This window comes from Achromobacter marplatensis, assembly GCF_049060505.1.
Classification (GTDB): Bacteria; Pseudomonadota; Gammaproteobacteria; order Burkholderiales; family Burkholderiaceae_B; genus Achromobacter; species Achromobacter marplatensis_A.
On record NZ_JBMGRB010000004.1, the window covers coordinates 182,233 to 201,696 of the forward strand.

General features: G+C 62.9%; 16 protein-coding genes. 12 read left to right on the forward strand and 4 right to left on the reverse strand.

All coding sequences use genetic code 11. The features are described 5' to 3' along the window. Positions 1-129: 129 nt before the first annotated feature. On the reverse strand, positions 130-1,296 hold the full coding sequence (locus tag ACI0FO_RS11880) for a pyridoxal phosphate-dependent aminotransferase (protein WP_416026893.1): 1,167 nt from the start codon (positions 1,294-1,296) through the stop codon (positions 130-132). Between the two features lie 114 nt (positions 1,297-1,410). Between ACI0FO_RS11880 and ACI0FO_RS11885 the strand changes: the two genes are divergently transcribed. The 8 genes from ACI0FO_RS11885 to ACI0FO_RS11920 all read left to right on the forward strand — a co-directional run bounded on the left by ACI0FO_RS11885 (position 1,411) and on the right by ACI0FO_RS11920 (position 11,361). Beyond that, a complete protein-coding gene (locus tag ACI0FO_RS11885; protein WP_416026894.1) occupies positions 1,411-2,445 on the forward strand; it encodes an AbrB family transcriptional regulator in 1,035 nt (344 codons plus the stop codon). A gap of 234 nt (positions 2,446-2,679) precedes the next feature. Continuing rightward, positions 2,680-2,886, forward strand: coding sequence for a cold-shock protein (locus ACI0FO_RS11890; RefSeq protein ID WP_006216596.1), 207 nt, complete (start codon positions 2,680-2,682; stop codon positions 2,884-2,886). A 2,251-nt stretch (positions 2,887-5,137) separates the two neighbouring features. Beyond that, positions 5,138-7,057, forward strand: coding sequence for a tRNA uridine-5-carboxymethylaminomethyl(34) synthesis enzyme MnmG (mnmG, locus tag ACI0FO_RS11895; protein ID WP_416026897.1), 1,920 nt, complete (start codon positions 5,138-5,140; stop codon positions 7,055-7,057). Further along, the gene (gene rsmG, locus ACI0FO_RS11900) at positions 7,054-7,767 is read left to right on the forward strand and encodes a 16S rRNA (guanine(527)-N(7))-methyltransferase RsmG (protein WP_416026898.1); all 714 of its coding nucleotides are present in this window, start codon (positions 7,054-7,056) and stop codon (positions 7,765-7,767) included. Before mnmG ends, rsmG begins: the two co-directional genes overlap by 4 nt. Then, positions 7,764-8,564 (forward strand): ParA family protein, encoded by an 801-nt coding sequence (locus ACI0FO_RS11905; RefSeq protein WP_006227953.1) that lies wholly within the window; start codon positions 7,764-7,766, stop codon positions 8,562-8,564. The genes rsmG and ACI0FO_RS11905 overlap by 4 nt, the downstream gene beginning before the upstream one ends. 8 nt (positions 8,565-8,572) lie before the next feature. Further along, positions 8,573-9,397: a GNAT family N-acetyltransferase gene (locus ACI0FO_RS11910; protein ID WP_416026900.1), complete on the forward strand. Its 825-nt coding sequence runs from the start codon at positions 8,573-8,575 to the stop codon at positions 9,395-9,397. 43 nt (positions 9,398-9,440) lie between these two features. After that, the gene (locus ACI0FO_RS11915; RefSeq protein ID WP_105555669.1) at positions 9,441-10,364 is read left to right on the forward strand and encodes a ParB/RepB/Spo0J family partition protein; all 924 of its coding nucleotides are present in this window, start codon (positions 9,441-9,443) and stop codon (positions 10,362-10,364) included. Further along, the gene (locus ACI0FO_RS11920) at positions 10,357-11,361 is read left to right on the forward strand and encodes an asparaginase (RefSeq protein WP_416026901.1); all 1,005 of its coding nucleotides are present in this window, start codon (positions 10,357-10,359) and stop codon (positions 11,359-11,361) included. The genes ACI0FO_RS11915 and ACI0FO_RS11920 overlap by 8 nt, the downstream gene beginning before the upstream one ends. On the opposite strand, the gene ACI0FO_RS11925 is transcribed toward ACI0FO_RS11920, so the two are convergent. After that, positions 11,355-12,248, reverse strand: a complete 894-nt coding sequence (locus tag ACI0FO_RS11925; protein WP_416026903.1) for a LysR substrate-binding domain-containing protein — start codon at positions 12,246-12,248, stop codon at positions 11,355-11,357. The genes ACI0FO_RS11920 and ACI0FO_RS11925 overlap by 7 nt on opposite strands. A gap of 117 nt (positions 12,249-12,365) precedes the next feature. On the opposite strand from ACI0FO_RS11925, the gene ACI0FO_RS11930 reads away from it, so the two are divergent. From ACI0FO_RS11930 to ACI0FO_RS11945, 4 genes are all read left to right on the forward strand, one after another. Next, positions 12,366-12,953: a hypothetical protein gene (locus ACI0FO_RS11930; protein WP_416026905.1), complete on the forward strand. Its 588-nt coding sequence runs from the start codon at positions 12,366-12,368 to the stop codon at positions 12,951-12,953. Between the two features lie 2 nt (positions 12,954-12,955). Next, positions 12,956-14,146 carry a cystathionine beta-lyase gene (gene metC, locus ACI0FO_RS11935; RefSeq protein ID WP_416026907.1) on the forward strand — a complete coding sequence of 397 codons (1,191 nt, stop codon included), beginning with the start codon at positions 12,956-12,958 and terminating at the stop codon, positions 14,144-14,146. After that, a complete protein-coding gene (locus tag ACI0FO_RS11940; RefSeq protein ID WP_416027401.1) occupies positions 14,146-15,741 on the forward strand; it encodes a rhodanese-like domain-containing protein in 1,596 nt (531 codons plus the stop codon). The genes metC and ACI0FO_RS11940 overlap by 1 nt, the downstream gene beginning before the upstream one ends. A gap of 195 nt (positions 15,742-15,936) precedes the next feature. Next, positions 15,937-16,956, forward strand: coding sequence for a Bug family tripartite tricarboxylate transporter substrate binding protein (locus tag ACI0FO_RS11945; RefSeq protein ID WP_416026909.1), 1,020 nt, complete (start codon positions 15,937-15,939; stop codon positions 16,954-16,956). Positions 16,957-17,001: 45 nt separating this feature from the next. On the opposite strand, the gene ACI0FO_RS11950 is transcribed toward ACI0FO_RS11945, so the two are convergent. Both ACI0FO_RS11950 and ACI0FO_RS11955 read right to left on the reverse strand, forming a co-directional pair. Beyond that, positions 17,002-17,763 carry a DeoR/GlpR family DNA-binding transcription regulator gene (locus tag ACI0FO_RS11950; RefSeq protein WP_416026911.1) on the reverse strand — a complete coding sequence of 254 codons (762 nt, stop codon included), beginning with the start codon at positions 17,761-17,763 and terminating at the stop codon, positions 17,002-17,004. 17 nt (positions 17,764-17,780) lie between these two features. Then, on the reverse strand, positions 17,781-19,463 hold the full coding sequence (locus ACI0FO_RS11955; protein ID WP_416026913.1) for an ABC transporter permease subunit: 1,683 nt from the start codon (positions 19,461-19,463) through the stop codon (positions 17,781-17,783). Position 19,464: the final 1 nt, after the last annotated feature.

Below are 19,464 nucleotides of genomic sequence, written 5' to 3' on the forward strand. Positions count from 1 at the left end.
GGCGGTGGGGGCTGCCGAGTCGATCGGCCCTCCGTCGGCTTTCGCCGGTAATTGCAAAGGGGCGCTTCGTGGCGCCCCTTTTTTTTCTCATAGATATGAGTAAATACTCATATTTTAATTGCTGTGGCGTCAGACGTTTGCCAGGCGCTCCAGCGCCGTATCCAGCGTGGCGTCTTTCTTCGCGAAGCAGAAACGCACGATACGGTGGTTGGATTCCGCGGCATCGGGCTGGCGGTAGAACGCCGACACGGGAATCACCGTAACGCCGTGGTTCACCGTCAGGTCACTCGCGAAGTCGGCTTCGTTCTGCTTCGAGATCTGGCTGTAATCTGCCAGCAGGAAGAACGTGCCGGGGCTAGGCAGGGGGCGGAAACGCGTCTTCGCCAGGCCCTGCGACAGCCGGTCGCGCTTGGCTTGATAAAACGCCGGCAGGTCCAGATAGGGCTTGGGATCGCGCATGAACTCGGCCAACGCGAACTGCATGGGAGAGGGCACCGTGAACACCATGAATTGATGCACCTTGCGCAGCTCGGCGCTTAGCTGCCGGGGGGCGCAGCAATAGCCGATTTTCCAGCCAGTGGTGTGGTAAGTCTTGCCGAACGACGAGATGACGAACGCGTGCTCGGCCAGCAAGGGGCGGCGTGCCACGCTGGCGTGCGGTTTGCCGTCGAAGACAATGTGTTCATAGACCTCGTCGGACACCAGCAGCACGCCGGTATCGCGCACGATGGCCTCTAGTGCGTCAAGGTCGCTTTCTTCCAGCACGGCGCCGGTGGGATTGTGCGGGAAGTTCAGCATCAGCAGGCGCGTCTTGGACGTGATGGCGTCGCGCACACGCTGCCAATCGATGCGGTAGTAGGGGTCGGCCTCGGTCGGGGCGCGTAGCGGCACAGGCACCGCCGTGCCGCCTGCCAGGCGGATCGCCGGCAGATAGGAGTCATAGCAGGGCTCGATGACGACCACTTCATCGCCGCTGTTCACCGCGGCCAGCACCGTCGCCATCAGGGCTTCGGTGGCGCCGCTGGTGACGGTGATTTCGGTTTCCGGGTCATAGGCATGGCCGTAGAGTTCGCGCGTCTTGGCGGCGATGGCTTCGCGCAGCGGCGCGACGCCCGGCATGTAGGGATACTGGTTATGGCCTTCGGCCATCGCTCGGGTCACCAGCGCGCACAGCGCCGGATCCGGGTCGAAGTCCGGAAAGCCCTGGCCCAGGTTGATGGCCTTGTGTTCGATGGCCAGGCGGCTCATCACGGTGAAGATGGTGGTGCCGACGTCGGGAAGTTTGGATCGGATCATGGTGGACGCGAAGATGAACGCTGGTAGGCAAAGAAAGTTTTCGTAAGTATCCCACTAACTCATAATTCGTTTTTCGTATTAGCTATGCACGTGGATGGGATCGTGGGTCAAAACATGTTGTTGAGGGTATTGGGCGGACTGTTGATCGCGCTGGCCGGCGCGCTGCTGGCGGTGTGGGCGCATATGCCTTTGCCGTGGATGCTGGGCGCATTGCTGGTAACGGCGGCGACACGCATCGCCGGCTTGGGCACGGTGTGCCCCCGGCCCGCGCGCAACGGCGGGCAATGGGTCATAGGTACGTCCTTGGGGCTGTACTTCACGCCGCAGGTGCTTGGCCACATCGGCACCAACGCTGGGCCCATCATCGTGGGGATGTTGTTCGCATTGGCGCTGGCGTTCATGGGCACCGCGATGTTGCGCCGGTTTACCGACGCCGACTTCAAGACCGCCTGGTTTTCTTCGGCCATCGGAGGCGCCAGTGAAATGGCCAGCCTGGCGGAACGTCACGGGGCGCGAATAGACCGTGTGGCAACCGCGCACAGCGTGCGTGTGCTGCTGGTAGTGGTCACGGTGCCGTTCATTTTCCAATGGTGGGGCGTGGCGGGGCTGGACCCCACGGTGCCAGGTCCCAAGGCCGTGGATGCCGCTGGCCTGGCCGCGCTGGTGGCGCTGACCTGCATTGGCGGCCTTGTCTTCATGAAGCTGCGCCTGCCGAATCCCTGGGTGCTTGGACCCATGCTGGTGGCGATGCTGTTGACCGCTTCCAGCGTCGAATTGTCGGCCTTGCCCGACTTCGTGCCGAAGGTCGGGCAGTTGTTCATCGGATGGTCGTTGGGCGATCGTTACCGTCCGGATTTCTTCCGCGCGGCGCCCCGTTTCATTGCGGTCGTGGCGGCATTCACGATCGGTGCTTTAGCGCTGGCTTTCGGGTTGGGTGCGCTGCTGTCCTATTGGTCCGCCGCGCCCGTACCTACCTTGATCCTGGGCACCACGCCGGGCGGCATCGCCGAAATGGCGATCACGGCCAAGGTGCTGCAATTGGGCGTGCCGGTCGTCACCGCGTTTCACGTCATGCGCATGGTGTTCGTGGTGATCGTGACAGGCCCTATCTACGCCTTTCTGGCGCGCCGACAAGCAAATTCCGCCTAACGGTAATTCGCTTCCAGTCAGAAAAATGCGACATTGGGGTAAACAACAATATGAGCGCGTAATGTGGGATGAGTATGCTGATTCCGCAGTTGATTCAAGCAGCGCGCGGACTCGTTCTGTTGCTTGGCGACGAGCGGGAACGCAGCAGCAACGCAGGTATTTCTACCGGTCGTTCAGTTCTCACGGCGTCCTTGATTCATTGCAATTCGATTCAATTACAGGACGCTAGAAAAAATGGCTCAGAAGGGCAAAGTTAAGTGGTTCAACGCTGACAAGGGTTACGGTTTCATCACGCCGGACGTTGGTGGCACCGATGTTTTCGCACACTTTTCCGCCATCCAGGGCCGCGGCTATCGCAGCCTGAACGAAGGCCAGGAAGTCGAATTCGAAGTTAAGGATGGTCCGAAAGGACCTCAAGCGGCCGAAATTCGCCCGCTCTAAATCGGGAAATCCCACTTTCCCGTCCGCCAGGTCCAACCTGGCTACAACGCCCCAAGACTTCCGAGTCTGGGGCGTTGTTTCGTTTTGGGGCGCGGAAACTTATTCTTCGCGGCACGCGCTGTCCGTAGCGTTAACCTCAATGTTAGTGGTCACTAACATATCCTCGAGCCTTGGATAAGTCTGTGGATAATTATTTCCCGGACTTAGGATTTTAGTGCTCACTAATGAAGCACCCGCCTCTTGCGCCTTAGGGTTTTGCACAGATTTTCGATGCCGCCAATAAGCGATTCCGCGCCGGGGATTTGAACGCCCGTCGATTTGCCGGACGTCTGCTGCTTGACATGAAACAGCGTCCTTTCCCGGGGAAAACAGGGTTTTGGCGACGTTTTCAGACGGTATTGGCATCTAGCCAGAGGCGCGGGTCATTATCTTTTGTGGTCGCCGCAGGCCGTCTTTTGCGCTTGCGAAAGACGGTTGTTCACAAAGATATCCCCATCCTGGTTATGCACAGAAAAACCCCGGATTAGCCTAAATCGGGGGGCGTCTGCCTGTGGATAGAAATGGGGATAGTGGTATCCGACGGCGGCCTTGGCAGTTTGTTGTGACTGCATTAAGCATGTTGAATCGCATTCGTGACGGCTCGTCGCGCTAGCTTTGTTGTTCCGGTGGGGCAGCAACGAAACCTGTTCAGAAGATCTCGATGTCGAGTTTTCCACAGGATTCACATGAAACCGTTAGCCTCCTCCAAATGGATGATGGCGTACCGGTCCCGGCTCTAGCAAGATAGTTGTAGTGACAACGGTCCAGGACCATCGGCCCAGGCGCGACGGCAAATATACGAACGAAGGTTTGGGCGCGGGGGACAACGATGGGGATAACTCGCTGCACTGTGATTGGCGGCGATTTGACTCGCATGCACTTGGGGAGTTCCCTCGCACGCTTTGTCGGGGTGGCTGGCTGAAAGAACAGCTTAACTGGCCAATAATCGAATCTTATCCACAAAGTTGTCCACGTCTTTTCATCTGCTACCCGCCTCCTGGAAAGGAACCAGTGGTGGTCCCGTCCGGGGCTGTTCTACCTCTGCCGCAAAACGTGTTTCTCCTATGAAAGGCGTTGGATATTTGGGGCGTTTCGAAGATATGGGCGATTAGCTTCGACGCGGCGTCTGGCACGCTTTCTCGTCGTCTTAAGACTGCTGTCTTGCCAAGTTATCCCCAAAGTTGTTCCACGTGAATTCGCGGCACGGTACGGGGCCGGCAACGGCAGGGATGTTGATAAGTCATGGTTTAGGCAGAGACAAATCCGCGGCATTTTTTGTTGCCTGGTTATCCACTGCTTGCTGTGAACAAACACGACGATGAACAGCGCACGAATTTCGTAAAGTTCTGGAGCGCTTGTAGAACGTGTACGGACTCACAGGTTATGTTCCGTTCTTGCAGCAGGCAGGCTTTTCCGTTGTTCCATCAATCATGTTTCACGTGAAACTTAAAAAAAGCGCGATATTTTTGGCAAGGGGTAGGGTAGGGGTAGAAAAATCGTTTTTTTCCTTCCTATGATGCTCCGTCGACGGGCCGAAGTCGTGCTCGGTTTTTTTTGCCGGGGTCACTCAAGTGATGAAGTGAGGGCTTGGCTTCCTGTCTTTCTGCCGTCACCCGACATCAATGTCCCTAAATTGAGAGTGTTCCACGTGAAACAAGCTCCACTTCGACGGCTCATCGGGTGACCCTGTTTGGCATGTTTCACGTGGAACACCCGACTTTTCTTTACGCCGGTGCAATGTTTCACGTGGAACATTACCCGCTTGGCGCAGCGTTTCTTCGCCTGAGACAACCACGAGGAAGCGGTGCAGGCGCCATATGTTCCACGTGAAACAACGGCCAAAGTGCAGATTTCAATGTAGGCAGGCATGCACTCGCTGTGCCGCTTCTGCTCAAGCCCACCTAGGATATGGCGGTAGGGCCCTATGTTTCACGTGGAACATATCAATGTAGGTTCGCGTTCCGCCTGATATCGACCCTGGTCCGACAGACGGTGATCCGACAGACCGTGGTCTGTTTCACGTGGAACATCCAGCGTAAACACCGGCAGATGCCGACATATTCGTCGCGCCTCGGGCGGACTGCGTTGCCAAATGCCTACGCGGGTTGGACGACAATGGCTCAATCTTGGCCAGTTTTATGTTTCACGTGAAACATGCCACCCCTGCCTCTATAATGACCACCGAACGCTCTCTTATCTTTCTCTCCCCATCATGGACTATCCCCGCGAATTCGATGTCATCGTCGTCGGTGGCGGCCACGCCGGCACTGAAGCGGCGCTGGCGTCAGCCCGCGCAGGCGCACAGACGCTGCTGCTGACGCACAACATCGAGACCCTTGGCCAAATGTCTTGCAATCCCTCCATCGGCGGGATTGGAAAGGGCCATCTTGTCAAAGAAGTCGACGCCCTGGGTGGCGCAATGGCTTTGGCAACGGACGAGGCCGGGATTCAGTTCCGCATCCTGAACGGATCGAAAGGCCCGGCCGTCCGCGCGACGCGCGCTCAAGCGGATCGGGTGCTTTACCGTCAGGCTATCCGTGGGCGTCTGGAAAACCAGCCAAACCTGTGGCTGTTTCAGCAAGCGGTCGAAGATCTGATGGTGGAGGGCGATAGGGTAGTAGGCGCCGTGACCCAGGTGGGCCTGAAGTTCCGCGCCAAGACAGTGGTCTTGACCGCCGGCACGTTCTTGAACGGTTTGATCCACGTGGGTATGCAGAATTACTCCGGGGGCCGTGCCGGCGATCCCCCGGCAATTTCGCTGGGCCAGCGCCTGAAGGAACTCAAGCTTCCCCAAGGGCGCCTGAAGACGGGCACCCCGCCGCGCATCGACGGACGCTCAATCAATTACAGCATCCTGGAAGCGCAGCCGGGCGACCTGGACCCCGTGCCGGTGTTCTCGTATATGGGCAATGTGGCCATGCACCCGCGCCAGCTCCCGTGCTGGATCACGCATACCAATGCCCGGACACACGACATCATCCGCGGCGGCCTGGATCGCTCGCCGATGTACAGCGGCGTCATTGAAGGAGTGGGGCCGCGTTACTGCCCGTCCATCGAAGACAAGATCCACCGCTTTGCCGACAAAGAATCCCACCAGGTCTTCCTGGAGCCGGAAGGGCTGGACACCCACGAGGTCTATCCCAACGGTGTGTCCACCAGCCTGCCCTTCGACGTGCAGTTGGACTTGATCCATTCCCTGCGGGGGTTGGAAAACGCGCACATCATGCGCCCGGGCTACGCGATTGAATACGACTACTTCGATCCACGTGGATTGAAAAGCACGCTTGAGACGAAGGCAATCGGCGGCTTGTTCTTCGCCGGCCAGATCAATGGCACGACCGGCTACGAAGAAGCCGCCGCCCAGGGATTGCTGGCTGGCGTGAATGCCGCACTGCAATCGCTGGGGCGTGACCCCTGGACGCCGCGGCGCGATGAAGCCTATCTGGGCGTGCTGGTAGACGACCTGGTAACGCGTGGCGTGACAGAACCCTATCGCATGTTTACCTCGCGCGCCGAATACCGCCTGAGCCTGCGTGAAGACAACGCCGATCTGCGCCTGACCGAAATCGGGCGTCAACTGGGCATCGTCGACGACGCGCGCTGGGATTCGTTCAACCGCAAGCGCGATGCGGTAGCGGCGGAAGTGGAACGGCTGAAGTCATCGTGGGTGAATCCGCGCCTCCTGCCCGTCGAGGTCGCTGAACCGCTACTGGGCAAGGCGATTGAACGTGAGTACTCACTAGCAGATCTGCTGAAACGGCCGAATGTTTCATATGAAGCCCTGATGGCCGCGCGCAACGTCGACGGCTCGCTGTTGGCAGGCCCGGGCGTAGTCGAAGACGACGTCCTGGCGGAGCAGGTCGAGATCCAGGTGAAGTACGCCGGCTACATCGCCCGCCAACAAGACGAAGTCCAGAAGCAGATTTCGCACGAGCAACAGCCCATCCCCGCAGATGTCGACTACGACGCCGTGACGAGCCTGTCGTTCGAGGTTCGCCAGAAGTTGAAGACGCATCGCCCGGAAACCGTCGGCCAGGCCGCACGCATCTCTGGCGTCACCCCCGCTGCAATCTCGTTGTTGCTGATCCATCTGAAGCGCTTGCATTACGGCTCGCGCAAGCAAGCCGCATGACCGCGCATACCGACCCGGCCGGCGCGGACATGGCCGGCCGCCTGTCTCGCGCATGCGAGCAATTGGGGCTGCCCGTCGACGACGCCGCGCACGCCAAGCTGCTGAATTACCTGTCCCAGATGCAACGCTGGAACCGGACGTACAACCTCACCGCTATCCGTGATCCCCAGCAGATGCTGATCCAGCATCTGTTCGATAGCTTGGCCGCCGTGGGTCCTCTTAGCCAGGCGCTGGGCGCCGCGGACACTTCGGCCAAGGTCTACGACGTCGGATCGGGTGGCGGCCTGCCTGGCGTCGTCCTGGCAATCATGCGGCCCATGTGGTCCGTGACATGCATTGACGCCGTTGAAAAGAAAACCGCGTTCGTGCGCCAGATGAGCGGCGCGCTGGTCCTGCCCAACTTGCAGGCGCGCCATGCGCGCATCGAAACGCTGGCGCCGGCCGAGTGCCATATCGTTACCTCTCGAGCCTTCGCGTCGTTAGACGATTTTGCGCAGCTCGCGGGTCGCCACGTGCGCATCGATGGTACCCTCGTCGCCATGAAGGGCAAGGTCCCCGATGAAGAAATTCAGGCGCTGCACGCGCGCGGGGAATGGCAAGTCGACCATATTCAGCCGCTCCGGGTACCGGAGCTGCAAGCAGAGCGCTGCCTGATCTGGATGCGCCGCGGCGAAGACCGCGGTGAAGGACGCAGTCAAGGAACCCTATGAAGAACTTACCCCCCAGCACAACCGCCCGCGTCTTTTGCATCGCCAACCAAAAGGGTGGCGTAGGCAAGACGACGACCGCCATCAATCTGGCGGCGGGCCTTGCCACGCATAATCAGCGCGTGCTGCTGGTGGACCTGGACCCTCAGGGCAATGCCACGATGGGCAGCGGTATCGATAAGAATGCGTTGGAATCCAACCTGTACCAGGTGCTGATCGGCGAGGCCACCATCGAGCAGGCCCGCGTGAAGTCGGAATCCGGCGGTTACGACGTGCTGCCTGCCAACCGCGAGCTGTCTGGTGCCGAGATCGACCTGGTGCAGATGGACGAACGTGAGCGTCAACTGAAAGCCGCGCTGGACACCGTCGCGGGCCAATACGATTTTGTGCTGATCGACTGCCCGCCGACGCTATCGTTGCTGACGCTTAACGGATTGGCTGCCGCCCATGGCGTCATCATCCCGATGCAGTGCGAGTACTTTGCGCTGGAAGGGCTGTCCGACCTGGTCAATACCATCAAGCGGGTCCACCGCAACATCAATGACGACCTCCGCGTCATCGGCCTGCTGCGCGTGATGTTCGACCCGCGCATGACGTTGCAACAGCAAGTGTCCGCCCAGCTTGAAGCGCACTTCGGCGACAAGGTTTTCAAGACCGTCGTGCCCCGTAATGTGCGTTTGGCCGAAGCACCCAGTTACGGCATGCCCGGCGTCGTGTATGACCGTGCGTCACGCGGCGCGCAGGCTTACATTTCGTTCGGCGCTGAAATGATCGAGCGCGTCAGGAAAGACCTGAAGTAAGCACTGCCATGTCTGTTGCCGCGCTCTTTTCCCCGACCGCCACGCAGGTTTCCCGCACGCCGCTCGCCGATGTGCGGGACGGCCTGCGCGTGCGCCTGGAAGAGGCTGCGTTGAATGCGACCGCCGTCGGCGCGCAGGTGCTCTATGATGGTTGGCTGGTGCGCTTTGCGCACTCGGAAGCCAAGCGCGTGCGCAGTGTGAATGTGCTGGGGTTATCCACACGTCCGCTGGACGAGCGGCTGGCGTATTGTTCTTCGTTGTATGCGCGCCATGGCTTGCCCATGGTGCTACGCATTACCTCCATCGGCCCCGATTTTTCGCTGGACGCCGAGCTGGCGGCCCGCGGCTATATCTTTACCGGCGAGACCCGAGTCATGAGCATGTCGCTCGCCCCCAGACCCAGCGTCCGGGGCGATCTGCATTTCAGGAAAGTCGACACCAGCGGCTTCGCGCAGGCGGTCGCGGCCATGCGCGGTTCGGCGCCGGGACACGCCAGTGAACATCAAGCGCGTCTGCAAGGACTGGCTGTGGATAAGCAGCCGGTGCTGGCGTTCGACGCGGCGGGGCAGTGCGTTGCCGCGGGCTTGGCCGTTCGCGATGACGACCTGCTGGGCCTGTTCGACATCGTCACGGACCCGGGGCAACGGCGTAAAGGCTACGCCGATGCCCTGGTCGATTACCTATTGACCGAAGGCGCCGCCAGCGGCGCGACAACGGCGTACTTGCAGGTCGAGCCGGAGAACACCGCCGCGCGCGTCTTGTATGGCCGCTACGGCTTCAAAGACTGTTACGCGTATTGGTACCGTTTGCCCGCCGAGCAGACGGATGCCTGAGCCAGGCTCGGGATACAAAAACAGAAGGAAAGAGGATTTAACTATGGCCACCAAGAAACCCAAGGGATTGGGTCGCGGACTGGACGCCTTGCTGGGCGCGGACGCGCCGGCGATCGACAATATCGGCAAGGCCGTCGCGGCCAAGCCCGAGGGTCCGCCATCCACCTTGCTTATCTCGAAGATGCGCGCCGGCAAGTATCAGCCGCGCACGCGCATGGACGAGGGCGCCTTGGGTGAGCTGGCCGAATCGATCCGCACGCAAGGCATCATGCAACCCATTCTTGTGCGCGCGCTGGGTGACACCGCGCCCGGCCATTACGAGATCATCGCGGGCGAACGCCGCTTCCGCGCCGCCCAACTGGCGGGTTTGAAAGAAGTACCGGTGCTGGTGCGCGATGTGGCGGACGAGAATGCGGCCGTTATGGCGCTGATCGAAAATATCCAGCGCGAAGATTTGAACCCCTTGGAAGAGGCGCACGGCGTGCGTCGCCTGCTGGATGAATTCGGTCTGACGCACGAACAGGCCGCGCAGGCAATCGGCCGCTCGCGCTCTGCCACCAGCAACCTGCTGCGTCTATTGAACCTGGCGGCGCCGGTGCAGACGATGCTGCTGGCTGGCGACGTCGACATGGGCCATGCCCGCGCGCTGCTGGCGGTCGACGCCGCGACCCAGATCCAGTTGGCCAACCAGATCATCGCGCGCCGCCTGTCGGTGCGCGAGGCTGAAAAGCTGGTCACCAAGACTGCCAAGGAAACCGAATCGGCTTCCTCGCCGCGCAAGAAGGCCAATGGCGTCTCGCGCGATCTGACGCGTTTGGAAGAAGCGCTGTCCGATCATCTGGGCACGCGTGTCGCCCTGAAGGTGGGCGCCAAGGAAAAGGGCCAGATCGTCATCGATTTCCATGGGTGGGAACACCTGAATTCGCTGCTGGAACGCCAGGGCCTGTCCGGAGTCGTGGATGCCTGAGCACGCACTGCCGGTCGTCGCGGTGCTGGCCACCGGCGGCACCATCGCAGGCGCGCAAGCAGACGCCACGTCGGCGGGCTACAAGGCGGGTTCATTTTCGGTCAATGACTTGCTGGCTGCTGTGCCGCAGCTGGCCGGCATTGCCGACATCCGCGCCGAACAGGTGGCGAATGTTGGCAGCCAGAACATGACGCACGAGGTTTGGCGCGCGCTGGCCGAACGTGTGGACACGCTATGCCAGGATGCCTCGGTGGCGGGTATCGTCATTACGCACGGCACCGACACGCTTGAAGAAACGGCGTACTTCCTGAGCCTGGTGATTCGCCACGACAAGCCCGTTGTCCTGGTCGGTGCGATGCGCCCCGCCACGGCGCTGGGCGCTGAGGGGCCCGCCAACCTGTACAACGCGGTGGCGCTGGCGCGCCATCCCGACGCCCGCGGGCGCGGACCGTTGGTCGTGATGAACGAAGACGTGCATTACGCGCGCGAGATCCAGAAGATCGCCAGCGCCGGCCTGTGCGCCTTTGCGTCGCCCAATCGTGGCCGCGCCGGCGTCATGCATGGCGGCGTGCCGTGCTTCTATTCACGCAACACCACGACCCACACCACGCAAAGCGAGTTTTCACTCGCATTGCTGCAACAAGCCGGCTGGCCACGCGTGGATATCGTCTACGCCCATGCCAACCTGCAAGCCGACCTGATCGACTTCCTGGCTGGCCTGGCTGACGGCATCGTGCTGGCGGGCGTGGGCGACGGCAACGCCACCGACCTGGGCATTGACGCCCTGAGCCGCGCGGTCGCCGGCGGCACGGCCGTGGTGCGCGCAAGCCGCACGGGCAGCGGCTTCGTGGCGCGCGATGTCGAACTGGATGATGCCAGCCTGGGCTTCATCGCCGCCCGCGATCTGAATCCGCAAAAGGCGCGCATTTTGCTGATGCTGGGCTTGTCCGTCACCCGCGACGCGGCCGCCCTGCAGGCGATCTTCGACCGCTACTGATCGGGCGGCGGCGTGCCGCCCGCGTCGCTTTGCTGCGCCAGGCCCAGGTTGGCCCGCAGCATGTCATAGACCTGACGCGTCAACGGATTGATCAGATCCCGCCTTATCCACAGGAAGTACGTTACGTCCGGCAAAGGCGGCAGCCCTTCCTTTTCCCCTAGCACGCGCATTTCCGGCCCCAGCAGTTCCACGCTGCGGGCCGTCACGCCCAGTCCGGCGCGCAGCGCGGCCTTTATCCCCACCAGGTTCGGCGCCACATAGTTGGTGTGCCAGCGCACACGCGCCTGCTCCAGCGCGTTCAGGGCCAGCCTGCGGAAGATGCTGGGTTCGTCCGCCAGCACGAGCGGCACCGGCGCGTGCACGTCATGCACGTAGTCGGCGGAGGCCAGCCAGACGGTGGGGGACGTGCGCAGCGCCACGCCTTCGAAGTCCTGGTCGAAGCGCGTGGATATCGTCAGGTCGATTTCTCCGGCGCGCAGGGCATCCATCAGGAACGGGCTTCGGTCCACGCGGATCTCCAGCTTCACGCGGGGAGCCGAACGCGCGATGTGCGTCAGTAGCGTGGGCAGGATGGTGTCCGCCACGTCCAGCGGCGCGCCTAGCCGCAGGTCTCCCTCCAACGGCCCGTCTTGCAGCGCGCGCAACGCCTCATCGTTGATCGCCAGCATGTGACGCGCATATTCCACCAGCCGCCGTCCATGCGACGACAGCACCTTATTGCGCCCCTGTTTTTCGAACAAGGGCAGGCCGATGGTGGCTTCCAGCCGCTGCATTTGCTGCGTGATGGCCGATTGCGTCTTGTGCAGCCGGTTGGCCGCTTCCGAAAACGTGTCGTGCTGGGCGATGGCTGTCAGGGTGCGAAGCAGATCCAGGTCCAAATTGCGCATGTCGGGCTCTAAAGTATTAGCGATGCTAATGGAATGTTAAGGCAAATTAAATTGTTGGCGCGAGGCGCGGGCGATACATTAAATGCAATAACGCGTGAAACAAGAGGAAAAGTCACAATGAGCTCCCCGCATCCCCATCAGGCCGGCATCGATACCGCGATAGGAAATATTAAAAAAACTGTAGGAAATAAGGGGCTGAACCGCGACAGCCTCGACGAGGTATTGCAAGAGCTGGTGGGCTTGGCCAGCCACACCGACTGGTGGACGGGCGAGCGATACGCAGCGCCCGAAGACGGCGAGCGCCAGGCGCGCTACCTGATCGCCGAAGACGACGACAAGAGCTATGCGCTCTACCTGAACGTCATGCGCCCCGGCAACAAGATCGTGCCGCACAATCACACCACCTGGGCCTGTATCGCCGCCGTGGAAGGCGTGGAATACAACTACGTCTACGACCGTACCGACGACGGGTCGGTGCCAGGCGTGGGGCGGCTGGAGAAAACCGGAACGGTCGTGGTCGGCCCGGGCGCCGGCATCGCGTTGATGCCCGACGATATCCATGCCGTCGAAATCCAGGGCGACAGCGTCATCCGCCACCTGCACATGTACGGCCGCGCCCTGGAAACGCTGAACGAGCGCCTGGGCTTCGACCTGGAAGCGGGCACCTGCAAGATCATGCCCATCGGCGTGAAGACGCGCCGCTGACCATGAGCAAGCCCTACCGGTCCGCCACGCGCCTGCTGCGCGCGGGACGCCCTCATCAAGGGTGGGTCAACACCCCCGTCACGCGTGCCAGCACCTATGTCTTTGATAGCGTCGCCGCCTGGCGCGACACGCGGGAACGCCGTGAGCAAGAGCGCCTGCCGTCCTACGGCGCGCGCGGTACCGACAGCACGCATGCGCTGGAAGACGCGTTGGTGGAGCTGGAACAGGGCTATCGCGCCGCGTTGTACCCCACGGGGCAGGCGGCGATCGCAACCGTGCTGCTGGCCTATCTACGGACCGGCGACCATGTGCTGGTGACCGACGCCGTATACGAACCCGTGCGCCGCTTCTGCGTCGAGCACCTGACGCGGCTGGGCATCGAATACACGTTCTACCGGCCGGATGGCGTCGGCATCGACGCGCTGATCCGGCCCACTACCCGCATGATCTATGCGGAGTCTCCCGGGTCGCTGACTTACGAGATGCCGGACCTCACCGAGTTATCCACAACCGCGCGAAAACACGATTGCTGGCTGGCTGTGGATAACACGTGGGCGTCGGGTTTGATACACAAACCGCTGACGCTGGGCGCCGATATCTCTCTTCTGGCGGCCACCAAATACCTGGGCGGACATGCCGATGTGATGATGGGCGCCGCCGTCGTCAACCGCCGCGCCTGGCGCGCATTGGAACGGGCCTCTATCGACTTCGGCCAGACCGTCGGGGCCGACGACGCCTTCCTGGTACTGCGCGGCATGCGTTCATTGCCGCTACGCATGGCGCAGCACGCCAGGAACGCGTTGCGGGTCGCGCAATGGCTGCAGGGCCGCGCCGAGGTGGCGCGCGTGCTCTGCCCGGCCTTGCCCGGCGACCCTTCGCACGCGATCTGGCGCCGCGATTGCTCCGGCGCCAACGGTCTGTTGACGGTGGAACTGGACGACGCATTCGACATGGCGGATGTCGAAAGGCTGATAGACAGCCTGTGTCTGTTCGGCATCGGTGCATCGTGGGGCGGCTTTGAAAGCCTGGTGATCCCGGTGCAGCTGAATTCGCGTTCGCTGCCGGACCCGACGCCCCGCGGCGCGATGCTGCGCCTGCATATCGGCCTGGAAGACCCCGACGACCTGATCGGCGACCTTGAACAAGGCTTGTCCGCGCTTGCCCAATCCCCCCGTTCCCTACGAATCTCATGATGCACCCTACCTCCAACCTTGGCGCCACAGATATCGACCCGCACACGCTCAAGCAATGGCTGCACGACGGCCGCGAGATTGCGTTGCTGGATGTGCGCGAACACGGCCAATACGGCGAGTCGCACCTGTTCTACGCTGCGCCGGTGCCATACAGCCGGCTTGAGATCGATATCGTCCGCCTGGCCCCGCGCTGCGATGTTCGGGTCGTGGTGTACGACGATGGCGGCAGCGACCGCACCGCCCAGCGCGCCGCCCGGGCCTTGGAAAAACTGGGTTACCGCCAGGTGCATCGTCTGGCGGGCGGCATCGCGCAGTGGCAACAGGACGGCTATGCCGCCTTTGCCGGCGTGAATGTACCCAGCAAGACCTTCGGCGAACTGGCCGAAGAAGTGTTCCACACGCCGCGCATCGGTGCCCGAGAGCTGGCCGAGCGCCAACGGCGCGGCGACGACCTGATCGTGCTGGATGGCCGGCCGTTCGCGGAATACCAGAAGATGAGTATTCCCGGCGGCATCTGCTGCCCGAACGGCGAGCTGGCATTGCGCGCCCACACCCTGGCCAAGCGCCCCGGTACCACCATCGTCGTCAATTGCGCGGGCCGCACGCGCAGCATCATCGGTGCGCAGACGCTCATCAACCTGGGCGTACCTAATCCCGTCTATGCGCTGGAGAACGGCACGCAGGGCTGGTATCTGGAAGACCTGCAACTGGAACACGGCGCAAGCCGCCGCTATGACGACCGCGTTGCGCCCGATGACCTGCCGGGGCTTGCCGCCCGTTCGGCGCAACTGGCCGAGCGCCACGGCGTGCCGATGGTCGATGTAGGCGCGGTACAGGCATGGCTGCGCGACGCCACGCGCAGTACCTTCCTGTGCGACGTGCGCAGCGCCGAGGAATTCGCGCAGGGTTCATTGCCCGGGGCCCAGCACACGCCGGGCGGGCAATTGGTGCAGGCCACCGACCAATACCTGGCCGTGCGCGGCGCGCGCATCGTCGTGTTCGATGCGGAAGGGGTGCGCGCGCCGGTCGTGGCCAGCTGGCTGCGGCAAATGGGCTGGGATGCCTGCGTGCTGAAAGAGGGCGTGCGCGCCGCGCTGAAAAACGACGCGCCGGCCGCTGACACTCCCGTCGTTTCGGCGCTGTCCGATGCCGGCGTGGCCGCGGCGTTGGCGCAGGGCGCCCAGCTTGTCGATCTGCGCCCGGGCATGCGCTATCGGGCCAGCCACATCGTGGGGGCGCGTTGGTCGATCCGCCCGCGCCTGGATCGTCTGGCGCTGGATCCCGGCCTCCCCGTCGTCTTGTTGGCCGAAGACGCGGCCATCGCGGCGTGGGCAATGGAAGACCTGACGGCCTTGGGCGTGAGCGACGTCAAGGTGAACACCGGCACGCCGGCCAGCTGGGCGGCGGCGGGCATCGCGCTGGAATCCACCCCTGCCGTTCCGACCGACAACGAGTGCATCGATTACCTGTTTTTCGTGCACGACCGCCACGACGGCAACAAGGCCGCGGCGCGACAGTACTTGTCCTGGGAGACCAACCTGGTCAAGCAGATCGATGAACGCGAGCTGGCGGGCTACCGGTTTCCCGCCGGCTGACGCCGTGCATTGACACCGCCCATCCAGGGCGCAAGCGCCAGAGCAGCCCGAAGAGGCCGCGTGGCGCGAATACAGATGCATCAACCCGATCAATACGCCCCGGCGGCTTCTGCCGACGGGGTGCGGACGGTTCATGGCGAACCGGAATGCAAAGGACGGCCGAGTATCCGGCCGCCGACTCAAGGGGAAATCCAGATGAAACACCATGCATTGCACGCTTGCGGGACAGCCGCCCTGGCCATGGCCGGCCTGATGTGGGGCGCCAGCGCTACGGCCCAAGCCCAAGCCCCAGTCCAGGCGCTGAAAGCGCCCGCCGATTATCCCAAGCAGGCTATCACCGTGGTCTCGCCGTTTCCGCCCGGGGGCGGCAATGACAACGTGGCGCGCCTGATCGCCCAAGAGCTGGGCGCCATCACCGGCCAGAGCGTCGTGGTGGAAAACCGCTCCGGGGCGGGCGGCAACGTGGGCACGGCGCAGGTGTCGCGCGCCAAGCCCGACGGCTACACCCTGGTGATGTCGCAGACCAGTGTCATGGCCGTCAACCCGCGCCTGTACAAGAACGTGGGCTTCGATCCGGTGAAGGACTTCACGCCGATCTCGCAGATCACCTCTGCGCCGCTGGTGCTGGTGGCACGAACCGAAAGCCCGTACAAGACGCTGGGCGACTATCTGGATGCCGCGCGCAAGCAGCCGGGCATCATCACTTACGCCACGCCCGGCAACGGCACCATGAGCCACCTGATGGGCGCCCTGGTGTCCAAGAAAGCCGGCGTGAACCTGGTGCATGTGCCGTATCGCGGCGCGGCGCCCGCCATCACCGACCTGATGGGCGGCACGGTAGACATGCTGATCACGTCGCCCGCGTCGGCCGAACCGATGGTGACCGCGGGCAAGCTACGCATCCTGGCCCTGAGTCACGAAAACAGCATCGGCGTCTTCAAAGGCGCGCCCACGCTCAAGCAAAGCGGCCTGGACGGCATCACCGCCGATGATTGGTACGGTTTGTTCGCCCCTGCCGGGACGCCGCCCGATCGCGTCGCCTATCTGGCGGGCGCGGTGGCGCAGGCGATGAAGTCGCCCAACGTGATCGCCAAGATCAACAGCGGCGGCAGTTGGCCGGTGGGCAGCCAGCCCGACGCGTTCAAGACGCGGCTGCAGGAAGACACGGTGTATTGGGCGGACATGGTGAAGACGGCGGGGGTGTCGCTCGACTGAGCCGTTGCCGCTACGGGTCGCTGGGCCGGCCCATCACCGCCAGCCCTACACGGCCAGCACGTTGCCCGCCGCGGCCTTCAGCGCCGTGAACGCGGGCATTTTTTCCGCGCTGGTGTTGGTGACCAGGTGGTCGATGCGGTCCGCGCCGCAAAACGATACGCGGCTGCACAGGCCGATCTTGCTGAAGTCGGCCAACAGCACCAACTGCTTGGCATTGCCGGTCATCGCGCGTGCGACTTCCGCCTCGCGCAGGTCGTAATTGGTGGCGCCGCACTCCGCATCCACGCCTACCGGCGACAGCAAGGCCAGGTCCGCGCGGTAGCGGTGGATCTCGGCGACAGTGATGTCGCCGGCGGTGGCGCAGACCGGGCCGCCCACCGCGCCGCCCAACATGATCAGCTGATTGGCGCCGCTGCCGGCCGCGCCCACCTTCAGCGCCACGTCGAACGAGTTGGTGATGATGGTCAGGCCGGACAGTTTGGCCAGCTCGTCGGCCAGCACGCTGGTGGTGCTGCCCGCGTCCAGGAACAAGGTCTGGCCGCTGGACACGAGTCCCGCCGCGGCGCGCGCGATGGCGCGCTTGTACTTCACGCGCGTGTGTACGCGCTCGGCGATCGGAGGTTCGCTGTGCACCGGCACGGCGCCGCCGTGCACGCGGCGCAATTCGCCCATCGCCTCCAGTTCAAGCAGGTCCCGTCTGACGGTTTCGCGCGATACGCCTAGCTCTCCGACGATGCGGTCGGTCGATACCTGCTGCAGTGACGACAGCAGCGCGCGGATTCTTTGATACCGCTCTTCTTGCCACATATCCGATGCTTCCTAATCTATCTCCGCCGCCGCGCCGCCCCGGCGATCAACGCGCGCATGGCCAGCAAAGAACCTCCAACGACCAGCATGATAAGCGTGGAATACGCCGCGGCCTGCGAAACGAACCCGGCCTCATCCAGCCGCAGCACCGACACGGGCGCCACGCTGACCGTCGGCGTCACCAGAAAGATCACCGCCGATAATGTCACCATCGACCGCATGAACAGGAAAAAGAACACGCCCAGCACCGTCGGCGCGATCAGAGGCAATACCGCATCGCGCAAGACTTGCACCGTGCCGCCGCCCAAGCAACTGACGGCTTCCTCCAACGCCTGCGGCACCGCACGCATCCCCGTCATCATCGTCAGGAAGCCCTGCGTGTGATAGTGGTAGAAATTGCATAGCGCGATCAACGCCGCGCTGCCGTACAGCGCATACAGCGGCGTACCGGGCGCATTGAACGCGAAGATGTAGGACAGGCCCAACACCAGGCCGGGCACGCCGACGGGCAGCACAGACAACAGGTACACGATCTTGGCCCAGCCGCGCCCGATACGGCAGACACCGAAGCACAGGAAAAACAGCAGCAGCACGCCGCCGCCGGCAGCCGCCAGCGACAGGTACAGCGATGTCCACAGAGGGGCGTAGCCGCCGCTGACGGTGATGTCGTAGTGCTTCAGCGTCCATTCCATGCGGTAGGGCCACAGCCGCATGAAACTGGCGAAGATCACAGTCGCCACGGTCAGGATGATCGTGCCGCAGGCCAGCAGCACGCCGATGCCGAACACCGCGTCGCGAACGGGGGCGCGTTGGGGAGCCACCCGCACGCCGCTGGGTGACGCCGACCCGAACTGGCGCTGCGAGGCCACGCGCTCGATCTGCACGGAGATCAGCGACGGCAACAACAGCAGGATGCCCACGACGGACCCCATGCCGAAATTCATCTGGCCCGACACCTGGCTGTAGATTTCCGTGGCCAACACCCGGTAATTGCCGCCGATCACCGCCGCGTTGCCGAAGTCGGTGATGGTGATGACGAACACCACGAAGGCGGCGCTCAGCAGTCCGAACTTGCAGTTGGGCAAGGTGATATCGAAGAATTGCCGCGCGCTGGACGCGCCCATGACTTCGGCTGCGTCGTAGTAGCGGGCGTCCATGTTGCGCAACGCGGCCTGCAGGATCAGCACGGCCTGGGGCAGGGCGTAGAACACGTTCGAAATCAACAGGCCCCAGAAGCCATAGATATCGACCTCCCAACCGGTCCAGCGGTGTACCAGCCCGTTGCGTCCCAGGATGAATATCAGGCCCAGCCCCTGCACCAGCGACGGCGCCAGTAGCGGCAACACCAGCGCCAGTCGGACCAGCGCCTTGCCGCGCATGCAGCTGCGGTCAAGGCCATAGGCGACGGCGAATCCCAGCGTGATGCTGACGGCGGTGGTGGCGGCGCTCATCACAAGGCTGTTGACGGTGGCGTTCAGGATGCCGCGCGTGGCGAATACCTCGGCATAGTTGCCCAGCCCGATCGACCCGTCCTTTTCCACCAGGCTGCGCCACGCCACGGCGGCTAGCGGATACAGGAAGAACAGCGCTAGCCCGGCCAGCGGGATCGCCACGCAAGTCCACAGCAGCACCCGGTCGGCGGACCAGGGCGCGCACCCGGCCGGCGCCGCGGCGGCCGCGTCGGCATGCAGTGTGTTCATC